Below are 16,794 nucleotides of genomic sequence, written 5' to 3' on the forward strand. Positions count from 1 at the left end.
TGACCCCGGCTCTCTGGCCGTCCTCCTGTTTGCCATCCTCACTTTCGTTCCGACGTTGCATCCAGCACACCATCCCGCGAATCCTTCATCAGCCCTGTCGCCGAGAACCAGTCATGGACAGGCGCCTCGAACTCCTCCCGGTCGTCGCCGGTGTCGGCTTCGGTCTGCTGGCCACCCTCGTCACCACGTTCCCCGCGGCCGCGACCCTCCGGACCCTCGTCCTGGCACAGGCATCGCTGCTGGCCATCGTGGTCTCCGTCTCGCTGCTCTCCATCCAGGTCGCCGGCGACGCCACACCACTCGTCTCCTACATCTACCGGTCGCGTGGCTACCAGGACATCATCGCACGGTTCGGGCTCTCCATCGTCGTCTCCCTCGCCCTGTTCGGCGTGGTCGGGGCGCTCGGGGGCGGCCTCCCGCAGGGCATCGCGGTCGGGCTGGGCGTCGCCCTCGCGGCGTGGAGTTTCCTCGCACTGCTGGCCGTCGAGAACCGGTTGCTCGCGTTCATCGACCCCGAACCCGTGCTGGAGGAACTCGTCGATGCCGTCTCCTTCGAGCGATTCGACCGCTTCGACTCCGACCGGGTCGAACGCGGCGTCGTCGGCCGGAACCCGGTCCTCGAGATATACCAGCTCGCCCGCCGCAAACTCGACAGTTACGACGAATACGGGGCGCTCCGGGCGGTCGTCGCGCTCGACAGGGCGACGGTGCGCATCATCGAGGGCTACGCGGCCACCCCGCCCGAGGGTCGTGCCGACTCCCTCGACAGCCTCCACAAACTGTTCGACTACTGGGACCAGATCGCCGCCGCGGCCGTCGAGGACGGGGCCGACGACGTGCTCCACGCCATCGTCGACGCCGAGGCCACGGCGGCCATCACCGCCATCGAGCACGAACTTCCCGACGTACCGGTCCACGCGGTCGAGGCGCTCGGGCGCTTCCGGCGTCTGGCAGTAGAGGCTGACCGGGGCGAGCCCCGGTACGACGAGGCACTGGGGCGGGTCCTCGCGGCGGCCCTCGACGCCGGTGGGGCCGACCATCCAGTCGTCGACGCAGTGCGTGCAGAACTCGACTCCGAGGCCGCTACCGGCGACCCGGAATCCCTCGCAGCAACTCTCGCGGCGGAACCTGACCGCTGATGGTCGGGCGAGAGACGGGTGCTGGTTCTTTTCAGGTCAGACCGCCGGGCCGGAGAGTTCCCCGGGCTCGGGGCGCTGCGGGAGTCCCTCGGATAGACCAACGCCCTGACCGTAGATGTACCAGGTGACCACGTTCAGGTAGAACACGGCGAGTGCGCCGAGGAAGACCCCGATCCACGGGAGGCTCCCGAGCCCGGTCGCGATGACGCCACCCACGACGTTCACGGCGAACGCGAGCAGCCACGCGATGGCGTAGGTTCCGTTCGTGGCGGCCTGCCTGAACTCGCCGAAGTCGAACGCGTCACCCATTCGCCCGGACTCCGCGAAGTGTGCGACCGCGATGGGGCTGACGTACAGGGCGACGAGCCCGACCACGAAGGCGGCGACAGACAGGGCGATGGCGAGTGCACCGACGCTCTCGAGGGCCAGTTGTCCGGTCTGGGCGTCGACCGTGATCCCTGCCAGCACCAGTGCCGTGAGCCCCAGCAGGAGTGGAATCACCAGGAACGCGAGGAGGACGAGCGTCATCTTCACGCCATCGAGCGTGAGCTGCTTCCAGTCCTCCCAGACCGGGGGCTCGTCGTCGTTCCGGGCCGCCCGGACCACCCCGACGATGTAGCCGGAGACGATGAACAGGGGGACGACGAGGAACCCGAGCATGACCAGCAGGGTTCCGATGAGCAGTGTTCGGGCCGTGTCGTCGCTGCGACGGATGTAGGTGAGTGCCTCTTTGAGCATGGTTCTGAGTCCGCTTCGAGTCGGCGGCAGCGACGGGACCGTCGTGGACGACGTTACCGGCACGAAACCGCCGGCCGATGCCTCTAGTACGTCACCCGTGTATATCTCTCGCAGTGGCGCTCCGGTGAGGAATCAGCCGTGCTGTCACCTGGTTCTGGGGAGTCGGGTGCAGAACCGTATTTGAACCTTCCCGGCTCGTGTACCGCCGCCACCAGAGCCCCGAACCATGTTCGTCCAGTGTCTCGCAGGTGGAGACATGAGTCTGCAAACGGACGACATCGAACTGCACAACGCCGGCGCCGGCGCCGACGTGCTCTCGCTCGAATCTGTGGCCGACCGCCCGGCCGTCGACTCCCTCGTGGTGCTCCTCATGCGGGACTACCACTGTCCGAAGTGCAAGGCACAGGCCCGCGACATCGCCCGGCGCTACGATGAGTTCGACGCCGCGAACGCCGAGGTGATCGTGGTCCTCCCCGACGCCCCCGAGCGGACCGAGGGCTGGCTCGTCGACGAGCTGCCCTATCCACTGCTCGCGGACCCCGAGACGCGGCTTGGCACCCGGTTCGGCCAGTCGGTTCGATTCGGGCCGCTCGGCTCCCTGCACGACTTCGTCGGCCGGATGCCGGTCGCCCTCGTCCTCGACGCCGGGACGGAGTTCCTCGAACCGGTGTTCACGCACAGGGGGTCGATGCCGGCCGACCGGCCGGGTGTCGGCGACCTGCTGGCAGAGTTGCCCTGACCGACTGGCTCCACGGGGAGCGACCGGTTCGGGTTTCTGCCAGTAACCTACTTACTCTTGCATCCCGAGTTCCGAGACATGGACGAGACAGCAGACGGGAAACTGGAGGTCTGGTGTGCCGGCGAGGACTGGTGTCCGGTCACGACGACGGCCTCGCTCATCGGCAAGAAGTGGCACCCCGTCATCATCCACCGCCTCCTGAACAACGGCCCACTCGGGTTCAACGCCCTGAAAGACGACGTCGACGGTATCTCCAGCAAGGTCCTCTCGGACAGTCTCGACGACCTCGAAGAGAAGACGCTGGTCTCCCGGGAGGTCATCAGCGAGAAACCGTTCCGGGTCCACTACTCGCTGACCGACCGCGGGCAGTCGATGGAGTCCATCATCACCGAGATGGCCGAGTGGGGACAGGAACACCTCATCGAACCCGACGACTGAGACGAAATCCTGCGGTCAGTCCGGTGGTGGTGCGTCTCCGTTACTCGCTCGCCCCGTTCTTGATCGCCTTCGCGAGGATTGGATGCAACCGCGGGTCGCCATCCTCGGTCCTGGTGATGAGCGGTTCGCCACCGAGTCGCTCCTCGAGCGTCCCGAGCCGTTTCTCCACGGTCCGGTCGGTGTAGCCCGTCTCGTCTACCAGTTCCTCCAGCGTGAGTGGACCGTCGGCCGCGGCGAGGGCGCGGGCGATGTCGTACTCCGACTGGACGTACTCGGACGCCATCTTGGCGGCCAACCGCTCGACTTCGGGCGGAACCTCGTCTGTCATACCCCGACTCTACTCACCCCCCGTTCGTAAAACTCCCGCGCGAATCCTCGGGCCGCCAGTGGATTCGAGGGGGTATCGTTCAGGTGGGCCGACACGAACTGCCGTCAGCACGCACGATATCCTCACTGCCGCCGTATATCCGGTATGAACGTCGTCCCAGACACGAGCGTGGTCGTCGACGGCCGGGTCTCCGAGCGCGTCGAGAACGGGTCGTTCGCCGACGCCGCCGTGTTCGTCCCCGGCATCGTCGTGGACGAACTCGAATCGCAGGCGAATCGGGGGAAGGAGACGGGGTGGGACGGGCTCGACGAACTCGACCGGCTCGCCCGACTCGCCGACGAGGGACGCATCGAGTTCCAGTACGTCGATTCCCCGCCGGCAGAGAGCGGCCGCGGAAGCAGCTACAGCGGGACGAACGACGCCATCATCCGGCACGTCGCCGCCGACCACGACGCCCTCCTGTTCACCAGCGACCGCGTCCAGGCGCGAGTCGCCGAGGCCCGGGGCATCGCGGTCGAGTACGTGGAACCCTACGTCCCCAGTTTCGCCCTCCCCATCGCCTCCTTCTTCGACGACCAGACGATGAGCGTCCACCTCAAGGCCGGCGTCAGACCTATGGCGAAACGGGGCCACGTCGGCGAGATGCGCTACGAGGCCATCGACGAGGACACCCTGGCTGCCGACGAGGTGCGCCAGTACGCCCACGACATCCTCGATTCAGCCCGCCGGAGCGACGAGGCGTTCGTCGAGCTGGACGAACGCGGCATGCAGATCGTCCAGTTCGGCGCGTACCGCATCGCCATCGCCCGCCCGCCGTTCAGCGACGACTGGGAGATCACGGCGGTCCGCGCGCTCGTCCAGACCGACCTCGACGAGTACGACCACGCCGCGGAACTGGAGTCTCGCCTGCTCGAAGGCAAGCGCGGCGTCCTCGTCGCGGGCGCACCCGGCGCCGGGAAGTCCACGCTCGCCCAGGCCATCGCGCGCTTCCTCGGCGACAACGGGAACGTCGTGAAGACGATGGAGAAGCCCCGCGACCTGCAGGTCGGGCCCGAGATCACCCAGTACACCGCCCTCGGCGGTCGGATGGACAGGACCGCCGACTCGCTCCTGCTCGTCAGACCCGACTACACCATCTTCGACGAGGTCCGCAAGACCAGCGACTTCCGGGTGTTCGCCGACATGCGACTCGCCGGCGTCGGCATGGTCGGCGTCGTCCACGCCTCCCGGGCCATCGACGCCCTCCAGCGCCTCGTCGGTCGCGTCGAGTTCGGCATGATCCCCCAGATCGTCGATACCGTGGTGTACGTCGAGGACGGCCGCATCCAGACCGTCTACGACATCGAGACCGAGGTGAAACTCCCCGAGGGGATGACCTCGATGGACCTCACCCGGCCCGTCATCACGGTCCGGGACTTCGAGACGGAGGCGCTGGCGTACGAACTCTACCTCTTCAGCCGGCAGGTCGTCACCGTCCCGGTCGCTGGCGAACCGGAGACGGAATCCGAATCCGGTGTCTCCCGGCTCGCCCGACGAGAGATCGAGCGCGAGATACGGTCGATGGCGCGCGGGCACGTCGTGGTCGACCTGCAGTCAGACGACCGCGCCGTCGTCTACGTCGATGCCGACGACATCGCCGCGGTCATCGGTCCCGGCGGGGACCGCATCGACGCGGTCGAGGACCGCCTGGGGCTGGACATCGACGTCCGGACCCACGAGGAATGGCAAGGCCCGAAAGCCGCCCTCGACGAGGACGAGACCGTCAGCCAGTCCGCGGTCTCGCCCGAGTTCACCCCCCACCACGTCGTCCTCCCGACGCCGGTCTCGACCGGCGAGACCGCCGACGTGTACGTCGATGAGACCTACCTTCTCACGGCGACGGCCGGCCGAGGCGGCGAGATTCGCGTCTCCCGCGGCAGTGACGTCGGCGAACGACTGGAAGACGCCATCGACGACGGCCGCCACGTCAGCGTCCGGTGGGAAGCGGAGTAGCTGGCACCCTGTGGCGTGATTCGCCAGTCCAGCGACATCCTGCGGCACGCTCATTCCGTCAGGTAGCGTAGTTCCCGCATGGTATTCGCAGACGTATGGCAAGAGCTGACGGCTGCCTGCCGGTCGCTCGACCCCGAGACCGTCTTCGTCACACCGAACTCGGAGCGTCCCTTCAGGGTCTCCTCGGTCGATTCGACACGGCTCGTCGCCTCCTTCGTGGACTCGGACGAACGCCAGACGCTCGACAGGGACCAGTTCTCGGTCCTGTACGACCGGCTCCGCGACGACGGCGAGGCGATCGACCTCTCGGACGTCCCCCGCGGTGTCGAACCGTACGTCGCGGTGCTGAGTCTCTCGCCCCGCTACGTCTACGACGAGGAGACCGACTCTCTGCGAGAATCGGCTGAAGGCGAACACACCGACACGCCGTTCCTGCGACCACGCTGGGAGGTCCGGACGCCGGTCGAGCGCGTCCACGACGACACGCTCTTGCTCGCGGACATGCTCGACCGGCTGACCGACACCGACTTCGACCGCGTCCCCGACGACCAGCTCGTGGACCTCTACGTCCTCCTCTCGGACGTCCAGCGCGGCGCTGACGACCTCCGGCAGGCCGTCGGCTCCACCCTGCTCGACCACGTCGGCCCCTCGGGCGCGCTTCACGGCCCCTTCGGGACGGTGTCCCGGACCAGTCGGACGGTCCGGTCCCTCAAGAGCGAGGAGGATATCCTCCCGGAACTCGACGCCCACGGTGTGCCCCGGGACTGGGTGCTGGGCGTCGTCCCGGACAAGCTCGACGTGGTCGTCGCCGCGACCGACGTCGACGAGTCGGCGGTGTACGACCTCGACACCATCGAGTACGTCCAGAAGACCGCCAGCGAATCCGCACGCAAGCAGTCCCGGCTCCAGGGTATCGAGGACAGGGTCGCCGCCCTCCAGTCCGAGGAAGCCGACGCCCTCCGCGAGGAGCTGGCCGACCTCGAGGAGAGACTCGACGACCTGCTCGCGGCGAGGTAGCTCGTGGCGGGGAGCTCGTGGCGAGGGAGCTCGTGGCGAGGGAGCTCGTGACGAGGGAGCGCTCGGCGAGAGAGCCCTCGCCGGACCGTGCGGGGAGAACGGTCCCCGGGTTACTCGCCTCCGCTCGCCCTGTCGTCTCTGCCCTTCTCGACCAGCCGGTCCAGTGCCGCCTCGTTCACTCCTGCCTTCCGGACGTAGGTGGCCCTCTCGACGTTGAACACCGCCCCCGTGTCGAGGTCGTTCGACTCGACGGCCTCTGCTACCTTCTCCTCGTCGAGGCCCATGACCTCCTGCGGGGAGACCCCGGCAGCCGCCAGTTCCGCGAAGACCGCCTCCTCGTCCCGGAGCGTCCGGCGTTCCCGGGTCGCCCGCGCCACCTCGCCGCAATCACTCTCCAGCGTCCCGTCTTCGGGGACACGAGAGACAAGTCCGTCGCGGACCTGCTTCCGCAGGCTGCCCGCGGCGCGTTCGAGTTCGGAACTGAGCGTGTAGAGGTCGACGAGGTCATGGTCGTCGGCGTCGTCGAGGGACGAGAGGTCACGCTGGTCCAGGAGCGTGGACAGTGCTTGCGCGACAGCCAGGAACTCCCGGTCGATGTCGGTAGCTGATTCGCCTTCCCCGTCGGAATCGCGGTCCTCTCGGGACTCTCGGTCCTCGCCGTCGGTGGTAGCCTGGCTGGGCTGTCCGGAATTCGATTCGCCAGCCTTCCCGGAGTCGCTCCCCGATGAGCCACCGGCCTCGATGAACTCTCTCGCCCCGTCGAAGGGCAGCGACTCCCAGTCGTGTGCCCCATCGTGGGTGCTGGAGATGTGCGTGGCGACCATGGCAGGCGCGTCACTGTACGAGCACTCCGCGACCGGACAGGTGATCTCTCGAGGCACGGCGTTCACTCTGGTCGTGAGTCGATGGCCACCGACAAAGACCCGTCGGCGGCTGGGCGACACCGGGCCGGCGGCTGGGAGACACCGGGTTTCCGGTGGAATCCCGTCGGCGTCCTTCCCGACCGGGAGTCCGGAATCCGCGACACCCGCGTTCGCTCGCACGGCTGGTCGCATAGTCAGCCCACAGCAGGCCACATGGCCTGTCGACCATCCAGTAGCACACCCCGTTTCCGATGAATTCTGGCCAGAAAGCGCGTTCCAGACCCTATCGTGTCTGTTCAGGAGAGGCCCGAATCACAGCCGTGGTCTCGCACACACCGTGTTTCCGGTGGAATCCGAGCTGGCTCACCGCCCACGGCAACCCCACACCTCGTTTCCGGTGAAATCGGCCAGCCACGACGCCCGACAGCCCGAACCCACACACCTCGTTTCCGGTGAAGCGACGGCTCGACGGGCGCACACCGGGTTTCCGGTGAAATCCAGATCCGAAAATCGGTCGGCAATCGCGGGGAACTCCTCTCGGTCCGCTGCTTTCGGTACCGTTACTCCTCGTCTTCGGTCTCCGTCAGCACCTTCCGCAGGACCTCGGGGTCCTCCAGCAACTGGTGCTCGGTGTAACTGCCCTCCGCACTTCCGCCGCTGTGGCGCGACTGCTCGATGATGTCGAGGAAGGCGTGCTCCTTCAGGAGGTCCCGGACCCGACGCAGGGACAGCGCCGACGTGCCGGCCTGGCGGCAGATCTGCTCGTACATGTCGTAGATACGCGTCGTCCGGAAGCCGCCCTCGTCGGGTTCGTTCAGCGAGAGGACGGTCAGCGCCTGCAACACGTATCGCGAGTGTGGGGTGGACCCGCGGATGAGTTCGCGGAAGCGGTCCGTCTCGGCACGCTCGCGCGCCTCGGTCACGTACCCCTCCTGGACAGTCTCCGCGCCCTTCGACTGGGCGATCTCGCCCGCGTACCGGAGCATGTCGATGGCCTTCCGGGCGTCACCGTGCTCGCGTGCCGCCAGCGCGGCCGCCCGCGGGATGACCCCGTCGTCGAGCACGCCCTGTTTGAACGCGTCGCGACGCGCGGTCATGATCTCGCGGAGCTGGGAGGCGTCGTAGGGTGGGAAGACGTACTCGCGTTCGCAGAGACTGGACTTGACGCGCTCGTCCATCCGGTCCTTGTACTTGATCTTGTTACTGATGCCGATGACGCCGATCTTGCAGTTGGTGATCTTCCCGGCTTCGCCGGCGCGCGAGAGCTGCATCAGGATGTCGTCGTTGTCGAGTTTGTCGATCTCGTCGAGGATGACGAGGGAGACGTCGTAGAGCTGGTCCAGGATGACCCAGAGTCGCTTGTAGTACGTCGAGGTGCTGATACCCTTGTCGGGGATGGTGATGTCCGTCTCGTCGGGGTCGTTCAGGGACTTCGCGATGGTCTGGACCGCCTGCGTCTCCGTGGAATCCTGCGCGCAGTCGACGTAGGCGTACTCCGCGTTCACCCCTTCCTCGCCCGCGGTCTGGGTGAGGCGGTTCGAGACGTACTTCGCACACAGCGACTTCCCCGTCCCCGTCTTCCCGAAGATGAGCACGTTGCTCGGGCTCTGGCCGAATATCGCCGGGTTCACCGCGTTCGCGAGGTTGGATATCTCCTCGTCCCGCCCGACGATGCGACCCTCGTCCGGCAGGTGGTTGATCTCGAGGAGTTCCTTGTTGGCGAAGATAGCGTCCTCCCGGACGAATAGGTCATCCGCGTTCGTCATCTTGCTTGGACACCACGTTTCCGGTGAAACGACTTGGCTGTTTCCCCATGCCCGTCAGGATTTTTCGAGGGAGGTCGTTCGGTGAAGGATGGACGAGACACACACACCGGGTTTCCGGTGAAACGGGGCGAAGGGGTGGGTGGGGTGCAGTCGAAGCGGGGGTTTCGGGAGGTAATCGCGGTACGTGGGTGGGGGCCCCGTCGAGAGACACACACCGGGTTTCCGGTGAAATGGTGCTCGAAGGTGGGGGAGGGTTCCAGTTGATGCAGGGGAAACACTGGAAGCAGAGGTGTGGCCGGGAGGGGGGTCGGGGCTGGTACCGGGCACGGGACTGCAGGGGAGATCACGACTGAAGGGAGGGTCAGAACTGGACGGAGACACGTGCGGACACTAGTCTCGTGAGATCCGGTCGTGAGTTCCCGTGAGATGTAGTCCGTGCCCAGCCACCACGCCGTGCCCAGCCGCCACGCTTCCAGAGAATGCCGGTCTCCAAGCCAACGATTTCCTGGCAACGATCGATCGGTCGGTAGTCTTCGATGGGACGACGAGCTTCAACAGGATAGCAGTCACCGACCGACCGCAAACGGGTGCAACTAAACACGACCGAAGAGCAACCGCCGGTGAGTTAGTCTCCGTGAGTCAGTCTCCGTGAGTCAGTCTCCTTCGTTTCGTCTGCTCGCAGTACTGCCTGCCGCGAGCAGAGCTCGCTTTACTAGCTTGCGAGTCAATCACTGGACTGTTCTCCCTATTATTATTTAAAACCATCTATTTTAAACATCCGAAGAACGACAGTTCTAGCGCCGCTCTCAGAATCTTTCCCCTCCCCTCGGACCCTGTTTCACCGGAAACCCGGTGTGTGTGTCTACACGTCCTCCCCCTATCTAGACCAGTCTCGTGACCTATCGTGACGGCTCGTGAGTTCCCGCGACCGGTGGCGACCGACTCGGCAGCGTTACCCGGCCAGCGTTATCCAGCCCGTCTACAGCTCATCCCACCCTGAAGACGACGCTCTCTGCCAGCAGGGCGGGTATTCGAACTCACCGGCGACCTCACCGTGATCCCGTGTGATTTCACCGGAAATGAGGTGTCCGTCCAGGCGACGGGATTGCGGTTCTCGTGTCCATTCCCGCCCTCCTCCTCGGTAGCTCGGACCGACTCACCACCGCCGAGACCATTTCCTCTATCCACCCCCCGGTGCCTCCGAGTCCCATTTCACCGGAAACCCGGTGTGTGTCCCTGCCCTCCAGAGCAGGCTCGCACGCTTCCCTCTTCTCGAAGGACGATTTCACCGGAAACGAGGTGTCCGTCTTCACCGTCACCGCGACTGCCTCATCGTTTCTGGCTCATTGCTTCTACTCCATCGACTCTGACTCCTGCCTCACCGCTTCCGCCACGAAGCACCTCTGCCACGTCATGCTCCGACCACGTCGCGTTTCTACCACGTCGCGTTTCTACCACGTCGTGCTCCTGTCCCGCTACAGCATTCGACACCGCCGTTTCACTGCTCCGTACCTGGCGCACCAGACCTCGGCCCGTTTCACCGGAAACACGGTGTGCCACCGGGTGTGGACTCCTCCGAGGCACTCCCTATCGAGTACCCCGAAAACTCCGTCCCTCCAGTCAGGTCCATCGAGTTCCATCGACCGTACACTGCCTCGGAACGGGGCCGAAAATCGACAGGCTGGAAGGACACTACCCGCGGTTTTCACCGGAAACGTGGTGTCGGTCCAGCCGCGCGCTGAGAGTGAGAGAGTGACAGAGAGCGAAATCGTGTGCCAATCCGGTTCAGGTGGAGGGCCGACATCGTTGGACCGAGACGCACCCCTCGGTAGTCGTAGCGGAGAGGGAGAGGGACGACGTCCCTGATTTCACTGGAAACGAGGTGTGTCTCTCGCCGGGGCGTCGCACTCTCGAACGAGACCACCCGGCATGGTATCAGACGGCTATCACGGTTTGGCGAGAATACTTATTAAGACACATTTCCGAGTGATTGTCGTGAGCCTACTCGAGTTCATTCACGACCTCGGTGACGTCGACCGGACGTTGACAGTCGTGAATAGAACCGAGACAGACATCGTCCAGAGCATGCTGGAGGAACTCTTCGAGGGGCAGCCGGTCACCGTCACCGAGTCGGGTTCGGGACCGGCAGCCGAAGAGGACCGCGTGCTCGTCGACGGCGGCGGCGAGGGCGACGGCGGACCACCGGTGTCCTCGTCGCTCGAATCCATCGGAAACGCGGTGTTGTTCGTCAACTCCGACACCTACATCTCCGGGTCCCGGTCGCTGGACGAGGTGGAGACACCCGAGGCGATCCTGAAACTCGCAGACACCCCGTTCTCCATGGTCGGCTATCCCGACACGCGCAAACAGAAGTTCCTGCTCATCGAGATCTCGCGCTACATCGAGGCGAAAGCGTGGCAGGCCGGGACGGGCGCCATCCACTCGGGGTTCCAGACGCTCTCGCGCATCAACGACGAGCGCGGGACGCGACAGGTGTACGACAAGCTCGCCTCGACAGGACTCGACGTCCACGTCTACGGCATTCCGAACTGGACACCAGGCCCCGACTCTCCTCTCGAACCGCATGGCGAGGACGGAGACGAAGAGCTCCGCCGGTCCTGGTTCGTCATCTTCCAGCACCCGACCGACCCCGCACAGGACGCGGGGCTGGTCTGCTACGAGGTCGGCCGCAACGAGTGGCAGGGGTTCTGGACGTTCGACCACGAGCGCGTCGATACCGTCCTGGACTACGTCACGACGCGCTTTCACTACGGTTCTTCCTGACGGGGCCAGCACGGTCACGGGCCGCCCGAAGCTCGCGACTGTCGGGCACGGGATGCCACATTCTATACGCCACCACCTCCTACCTTCCCACTCTGAGATGACCGACGACCACCCGCTGTTCGCGGCGCTCTACGACCCGCTGACGAAGCCGGCGGAAACGGTGTTCGCGCCGCACCGTGAATGGCTCGCGAAGGACCTCTCCGGACACGTCCTCGACGTCGGAACCGGGACGGGTGCGATGTTCCCGTACTACGCGGCGGCCCGAAACTCGGCCCACCAGACTCCAGACGACACTTCGGCCGGGGACCGCCCGTCGCTCACCGTCTCGGCGGTCGAACCGGACCGCCACATGCGCCGGCGCGCCGTGACACGCGCCGAGGAGGCGGGACTGGACGTGACCATCTACGACGCGGGTGCCGAGTCGATTCCGCTCGCGGACGACTCGGTCGACGTCGCCGTGGTCTCCCTCGTCCTCTGCACCGTCGACGACCTCGACGCGAGTATCGACGAACTCGCGCGGGTCCTCAGACCGGGCGGCGAGTTGCGGATTCTCGAACACGTCCACGCTGGCGGTGTCACGGGTTCCGTCCAGTCGGCGGTCACACCGGCGTGGAAGCGGGTCGCCGCGGGCTGTCACCTCGACCGCGAGAGCGGCGACCGGCTCCTGGCCGACGACCGCTTCGAGACCCTCGAGTTCGAGCGCCTCGATTCCTCGTTCCCGCTGGTCACCCCACTCGTCAGGGGCCGGTTCAGGCGCAAGCGGGACCGGGACGCTTCCACCGGGCTCGATGCCCTCGCAAGCGAACTCCGTGCCGCCGTCGATACCCTCTTGCCGACGGGGTGAAGACGGACTGGTATGTCCCGCGCCGACCCGGCCCGTGTGCTCGCCCTGCCGCCCCGGTTCGTCGCGGACGCGCCGGACGCCGCACTCCGGGACCCGTTCGAGCACTTCGACCCGGACGCCGTGTTCCTCACCGGCGAGTCGCCGGACCGGCGCGCTCAGGCTGCCCTCGTCGTCACCGCCGACGACCGACCGCTGTTGATCCCTGGCGACCCGTCGCACCAGGGCGGGCCAGTCACGGTCGGCGGTATCGAGCTGTTCGTCGCGCCCGACCACGAGACGCTGGCGACCATCGCGGACCACGAACGTTGTGACCACGAAGGGGAGGGGACCCTCGATACCGCCACCGAGACGTTCGTCGTGAGCAATCTCCTCGACGTCTCGGTCGACACGACGACCCTCTCGGCCAGCCTCGACGGCCGCGAACCGTACGAAGCCGCGCTCGGAGACGCCTCGGGTTCCTATACGCACATCTCGGGCGCACTCCCGAGCGACTACCGTCGGGAGTGGGATTCGAGCGATGCAGACGACACACCGAACCGAAATCCGAACGCCCTCACGGTCCACGGGGCCGGTACCGCGGACGACGACGCAGTCACGTGTCTCGACCTCTACCCCGACGGGACGGTCTCTGTCGAGACGCTCTCGACGGCCCGCCTCGGCCTCAGGGCCATCTCCGGCGTCGGCGAGACCCGCGCAGATGCCCTGCGCCGCGCCGGCTACCGGACCCGGGCCGACGTGGCCGACGCGACGCCCGGTGACATCGAGACGCTCGACGGTTTCGGTGCCTCGACCGCCAGAAGCGTGGTCGAGGCGGCTGCAGCCATGACCGAGGGTCGGGTCGTGCTCACCGCGGACGCGTCGCTCCCGACCGGCGACCCCGTCTTCATCGACGTGGAGACGGACGGTCTCGCGCCGAGTGTCATCTGGCTCGTCGGGGTCCTCGACCCCACGACCGGGAACTACATGAGCTTCCGCCAGCGCGACCCCGACGCGCCGGGCGAGCCGATCGAGGCGTTCATGTCCTGGCTGGTCGCCAACGCCCGCGGCCGCCCTATCGTGGCCTACAACGGGTGGAACTTCGACTTCGGTGCCATCCACGACCAGGTCGTCGAGCACTGCCCGCGCTACGTCGACGACTGGACCTCGACCTACCGGTTCGACCCGTACGAGTGGGCCGTCAAAGATGGCAACGCCGTCCTTCCGGGGCTCACCAACCGCCTGCCCGACGTGGCCGAGGCTCTTGGCTGGCCCGGTGACGAGACCGGCCTGACCGGCGCGACGGTCGCGAGACGATACCGAGAGTGGGTCGCCGACCCAGACGAGTGTTCACCCGACTGGGAATCGTTCGAAGCCTATTGCGAGGACGACGTGCGCGCCCTCGCACACGTCTACGACGAACTCGCCAACTCGAACCGGCTACTGAGCACGGGAAGCGACGGGTCCACCGACCGCGACACCGGGACCCAGGGGTCGCTCTCTGACTGGTAGTGCGGTCAGCGCGCTCCCGGACGACGATTCCCGGCCATCCGGCGTGCGAGCGTTGAAGACACACCGCGAACAAGAACCGACACCCGACGCCAGATGAGTTCCGATACACCACAGCGAGACCTGCCCATCACCGGCCGTACCCTGGCCGACTCCTTTCCAGACTACGACGACCAGATCGTCCACGTCGCCATCCAGGAGGCCCGCGACGCCCAGCGCGTCCCCGCCGCCGAGGTGCTCCGTCCCGAACTCGCCCGGCGACTCCCCTTCGACCCGTACACGCATCAGGCGAAGGCACTGGACCGCCTCGAGTCTGGCGAGAACGTCTGTGTCGCCACGTCGACCTCGTCCGGCAAGACCTGGGTGTACGCCCTCCAGATTGCCCGGAACTACCTCGAGAATCCCGACTCCACCGCACTGCTGGTCTACCCGACGAAGGCGCTCTCTCGCGACCAGGAACGCCAGCTCTCGGACCTCTTCGACGACCTCGAACTCGACCTGACGGTCGCGGTGTACGACGGCGACACGCCCCGGGACCGGCGCAAGCACATCCGCGAGCACGCCGACGTCGTCATCACGAACTTCGCCGGCGTGAACGTCTACCTCGGCCACCACCGGCGCTGGCACGACTTCTACGCCGACTGCTCGCTCCTCGTGGTGGACGAATCGCACTCCTACACCGGCGTCCACGGGATGCACGTCGCCTGGACCATCCGGCGGCTCCGGCGCGTCCTCGCGCACAACGACAGCGACCCACAGCTCGTCTGTACGAGCGCGACCATCGGGAACCCGGCCGAGCACTCCCGCCGGCTCACGGGCGCGCCGTTCTCGGTGGTGGCCGAGGACGGCAGTCCCCACGGCCGCCGCGACATCGTGTTCTGGAACCCGCCACTGGACACCGACGCCCTTCCCGAGGACGCCGACCTGGAAGAGTACAAGCAGGCCCGCGCCAGCGCCGGGGACCAGGCAGCGTCACTCACGGCCCACCTCGGCCTCCACGGCGTCCAGACCCTCACCTTCACCCGGTCCCGCCAGGGGACCGAGATCGGCGCGAAGCAGGCCGTCAACGCGGCCCGCGACCACCCCCTCTCGGGGTACCTCTCGGTCGAGCCGTACCACGCCGGCCACGGCAAGGAGACCCGCCGGGGGACCGAGTACGAACTCAAATCGGGCAGCCTCGACGCGGTCATCTCGACCAACGCGCTCGAACTCGGCATCGACATCGGGAGCGTCGACGCGACCGTCCTGACGGGCTATCCCGGCACCAGACAGTCGTTCTGGCAGCAACTCGGTCGCTCCGGGCGGGGCGACTCGGACGCCCTCTCGGTGCTCGTCGCCCGGGCCGACGCCATCGACCAGTACATCCTCGACGAGCCGACGTACCTCCTCGGCGACAACGTCGAGGACGCGGTCGTCGGCCTGGAGAACAACCCGGTGTACGCCCAGCACGTCCGCTGTGCCGCCCACGAACTGCCCCTCACGACCGAGGACCGCGAGTGGTTCGACGGCGAGCGCCTCGACCGCGCCGTCGAGATGTTCAAAGACGCGGGTGAGTTCGTCGGCGACCTCGACCACGGCGTCACCTACGACGGCGGCCCGCGCCCCCAGATGGACATCTCGATGTACAACACCGGCGGCACGCAGTTCGACGTGCGCCGCCGGGACGGCGACATCGACATGGAGCCCATCGACAGGGAGCGGGCCTACCGGGAGTTCCACAAGGGGGCGCTGGTCCTTCACGCGGGCGTCGAGTACGAGGTGGTCGCCTTCGAGGAGGACCGCCCGAACCCATACGTCGAACTCCAGTCGGTCCAGACCAACGAGTACTCCGAGACCCTCTCGGACATCGACATCCACGACCTCGAAGAGGAACACACCCAGGACCTCGGCGACGGCTGGCGCGTGTGCTGGGGGACTGGTGTCGTCGACGTCCACTACAGCCACTTCCGCCGCCGGGACATCGACAGCGGGGAGATCACCCAGCCCCTTCGACCCACCGGCCTTGGACCCCTCTCGATGCGGACCCAGCTCATGTGGGTCGAACTCCCGCAGGGGATGCGCGAAGCGTGTGTCGAGCGCGTCGTCTTCGGGGACGGGGACGCTCAGGGGCACGACGATGGGGAAGACGACGGGGACCGGGACCTCCCGGAGGACGCACAGACCGTCGACGACCTCCCCGGCTCGAAGGTCGACCAGATATTCATGGGCGGCCTGCACGGCGCCGAACACGGGATGATCAAACTCGCCCCACTGGAACTCCGGATGGACAAGTCCGACCTCGGCGGCCTCTCGGTGAGCCAGCACGCCGAGACCGGGAAACCGACCTGGTTCATCTACGACGGCGTCTCGGGCGGCCTCGGGTTCTCGAAGGCGATCTACGAGGTGGTCGAGACGCTCGCGACGACCACGCGGAACCGCATCGACGGGTGTGCCTGCAAGGGCACCCGCGGCTGCCCGTCCTGTGTGATGGACAGCCAGTGCGGGAGCGACAACGAACCGCTGCACACCGACGCGGCGGTCGATGTCCTCACCGAACTTCTGGGTCGGCTTCCCGACGACGACTGACCGAAGTCGACCAGTTCTGGTGCCCCCCGGCTGTCCACCGACACTGCCTACACAGCCTGCACATTCTACACAGTCTACACCGTGTACACATCCTGC

Annotated in this window: 13 protein-coding genes; 9 read left to right on the plus strand and 4 right to left on the minus strand. The window is 66.5% G+C overall.

All coding sequences use genetic code 11. The features are described from left to right. The first annotated feature begins 113 nt into the window (after positions 1-113). A complete protein-coding gene (locus NOV86_RS20635; RefSeq protein WP_267643712.1) occupies positions 114-1,139 on the plus strand; it encodes a hypothetical protein in 1,026 nt (341 codons plus the stop codon). Between the two features lie 36 nt (positions 1,140-1,175). Here the strand turns inward: NOV86_RS20635 and NOV86_RS20640 are convergent, their stop codons facing one another. Next, positions 1,176-1,877, minus strand: a complete 702-nt coding sequence (locus NOV86_RS20640) for a DUF4013 domain-containing protein (protein ID WP_267643713.1) — start codon at positions 1,875-1,877, stop codon at positions 1,176-1,178. A 256-nt stretch (positions 1,878-2,133) separates the two neighbouring features. On the opposite strand from NOV86_RS20640, the gene NOV86_RS20645 reads away from it, so the two are divergent. After that, positions 2,134-2,616, plus strand: coding sequence for a redoxin domain-containing protein (locus tag NOV86_RS20645; RefSeq protein WP_267643714.1), 483 nt, complete (start codon positions 2,134-2,136; stop codon positions 2,614-2,616). 78 nt (positions 2,617-2,694) lie between these two features. Beyond that, on the plus strand, positions 2,695-3,054 hold the full coding sequence (locus tag NOV86_RS20650; RefSeq protein WP_267643715.1) for a winged helix-turn-helix transcriptional regulator: 360 nt from the start codon (positions 2,695-2,697) through the stop codon (positions 3,052-3,054). A gap of 40 nt (positions 3,055-3,094) precedes the next feature. Here the strand turns inward: NOV86_RS20650 and NOV86_RS20655 are convergent, their stop codons facing one another. Continuing rightward, positions 3,095-3,382 carry a hypothetical protein gene (locus tag NOV86_RS20655; protein ID WP_267643716.1) on the minus strand — a complete coding sequence of 96 codons (288 nt, stop codon included), beginning with the start codon at positions 3,380-3,382 and terminating at the stop codon, positions 3,095-3,097. A gap of 144 nt (positions 3,383-3,526) precedes the next feature. Between NOV86_RS20655 and NOV86_RS20660 the strand changes: the two genes are divergently transcribed. Both NOV86_RS20660 and NOV86_RS20665 read left to right on the plus strand, forming a co-directional pair. Then, positions 3,527-5,374: a PINc/VapC family ATPase gene (locus tag NOV86_RS20660; protein WP_267643717.1), complete on the plus strand. Its 1,848-nt coding sequence runs from the start codon at positions 3,527-3,529 to the stop codon at positions 5,372-5,374. Between the two features lie 78 nt (positions 5,375-5,452). Next, on the plus strand, positions 5,453-6,391 hold the full coding sequence (locus tag NOV86_RS20665; RefSeq protein ID WP_267643718.1) for a DUF7983 family protein: 939 nt from the start codon (positions 5,453-5,455) through the stop codon (positions 6,389-6,391). 110 nt (positions 6,392-6,501) lie between these two features. On the opposite strand, the gene NOV86_RS20670 is transcribed toward NOV86_RS20665, so the two are convergent. After that, on the minus strand, positions 6,502-7,272 hold the full coding sequence (locus NOV86_RS20670) for a DUF7983 family protein (protein ID WP_267643719.1): 771 nt from the start codon (positions 7,270-7,272) through the stop codon (positions 6,502-6,504). Positions 7,273-7,814: 542 nt separating this feature from the next. After that, complete coding sequence (locus NOV86_RS20675) at positions 7,815-9,020, minus strand: Cdc6/Cdc18 family protein (protein WP_267643720.1); 1,206 nt, start codon at positions 9,018-9,020, stop codon at positions 7,815-7,817. A gap of 1,995 nt (positions 9,021-11,015) precedes the next feature. Here NOV86_RS20675 and NOV86_RS20680 point away from each other — a divergent pair. The 4 genes from NOV86_RS20680 (at position 11,016) to NOV86_RS20695 (ending at position 16,698) form a co-directional block, all read left to right on the plus strand. After that, positions 11,016-11,804 (plus strand): DICT sensory domain-containing protein, encoded by a 789-nt coding sequence (locus NOV86_RS20680; protein WP_267643721.1) that lies wholly within the window; start codon positions 11,016-11,018, stop codon positions 11,802-11,804. 97 nt (positions 11,805-11,901) lie between these two features. Then, complete coding sequence (locus NOV86_RS20685) at positions 11,902-12,648, plus strand: class I SAM-dependent methyltransferase (protein WP_267643722.1); 747 nt, start codon at positions 11,902-11,904, stop codon at positions 12,646-12,648. 12 nt (positions 12,649-12,660) lie between these two features. Beyond that, positions 12,661-14,136, plus strand: a complete 1,476-nt coding sequence (locus NOV86_RS20690; protein WP_267643723.1) for a ribonuclease H-like domain-containing protein — start codon at positions 12,661-12,663, stop codon at positions 14,134-14,136. Between the two features lie 93 nt (positions 14,137-14,229). Next, a complete protein-coding gene (locus tag NOV86_RS20695) occupies positions 14,230-16,698 on the plus strand; it encodes a DEAD/DEAH box helicase (RefSeq protein WP_267643724.1) in 2,469 nt (822 codons plus the stop codon). The last annotated feature ends 96 nt before the right edge of the window (positions 16,699-16,794 follow it).

The sequence above is a fragment of the Haloarchaeobius amylolyticus genome, assembly GCF_026616195.1.
In the GTDB taxonomy this organism is placed as follows: Archaea; Halobacteriota; Halobacteria; order Halobacteriales; family Natrialbaceae; genus Haloarchaeobius; species Haloarchaeobius amylolyticus.

What these genes read in the sequence shown, in the direction of transcription:
- NOV86_RS20635 (WP_267643712.1), top strand. Translation starts at nt 114, where the DNA reads ATGGACAGGCGCCTCGAACTCCTCCCGGTCGTCGCCGGTGTCGGCTTC.
- NOV86_RS20660 (WP_267643717.1), top strand. Translation starts at nt 3,527, where the DNA reads ATGAACGTCGTCCCAGACACGAGCGTGGTCGTCGACGGCCGGGTCTCC.
- NOV86_RS20655 (WP_267643716.1), bottom strand. Translation starts at nt 3,382, where the DNA reads ATGACAGACGAGGTTCCGCCCGAAGTCGAGCGGTTGGCCGCCAAGATG.
- NOV86_RS20645 (WP_267643714.1), top strand. Translation starts at nt 2,134, where the DNA reads ATGAGTCTGCAAACGGACGACATCGAACTGCACAACGCCGGCGCCGGC.
- NOV86_RS20690 (WP_267643723.1), top strand. Translation starts at nt 12,661, where the DNA reads ATGTCCCGCGCCGACCCGGCCCGTGTGCTCGCCCTGCCGCCCCGGTTC.
- NOV86_RS20675 (WP_267643720.1), bottom strand. Translation starts at nt 9,020, where the DNA reads ATGACGAACGCGGATGACCTATTCGTCCGGGAGGACGCTATCTTCGCC.
- NOV86_RS20695 (WP_267643724.1), top strand. Translation starts at nt 14,230, where the DNA reads ATGAGTTCCGATACACCACAGCGAGACCTGCCCATCACCGGCCGTACC.
- NOV86_RS20650 (WP_267643715.1), top strand. Translation starts at nt 2,695, where the DNA reads ATGGACGAGACAGCAGACGGGAAACTGGAGGTCTGGTGTGCCGGCGAG.
- NOV86_RS20685 (WP_267643722.1), top strand. Translation starts at nt 11,902, where the DNA reads ATGACCGACGACCACCCGCTGTTCGCGGCGCTCTACGACCCGCTGACG.
- NOV86_RS20665 (WP_267643718.1), top strand. Translation starts at nt 5,453, where the DNA reads ATGGTATTCGCAGACGTATGGCAAGAGCTGACGGCTGCCTGCCGGTCG.
- NOV86_RS20640 (WP_267643713.1), bottom strand. Translation starts at nt 1,877, where the DNA reads ATGCTCAAAGAGGCACTCACCTACATCCGTCGCAGCGACGACACGGCC.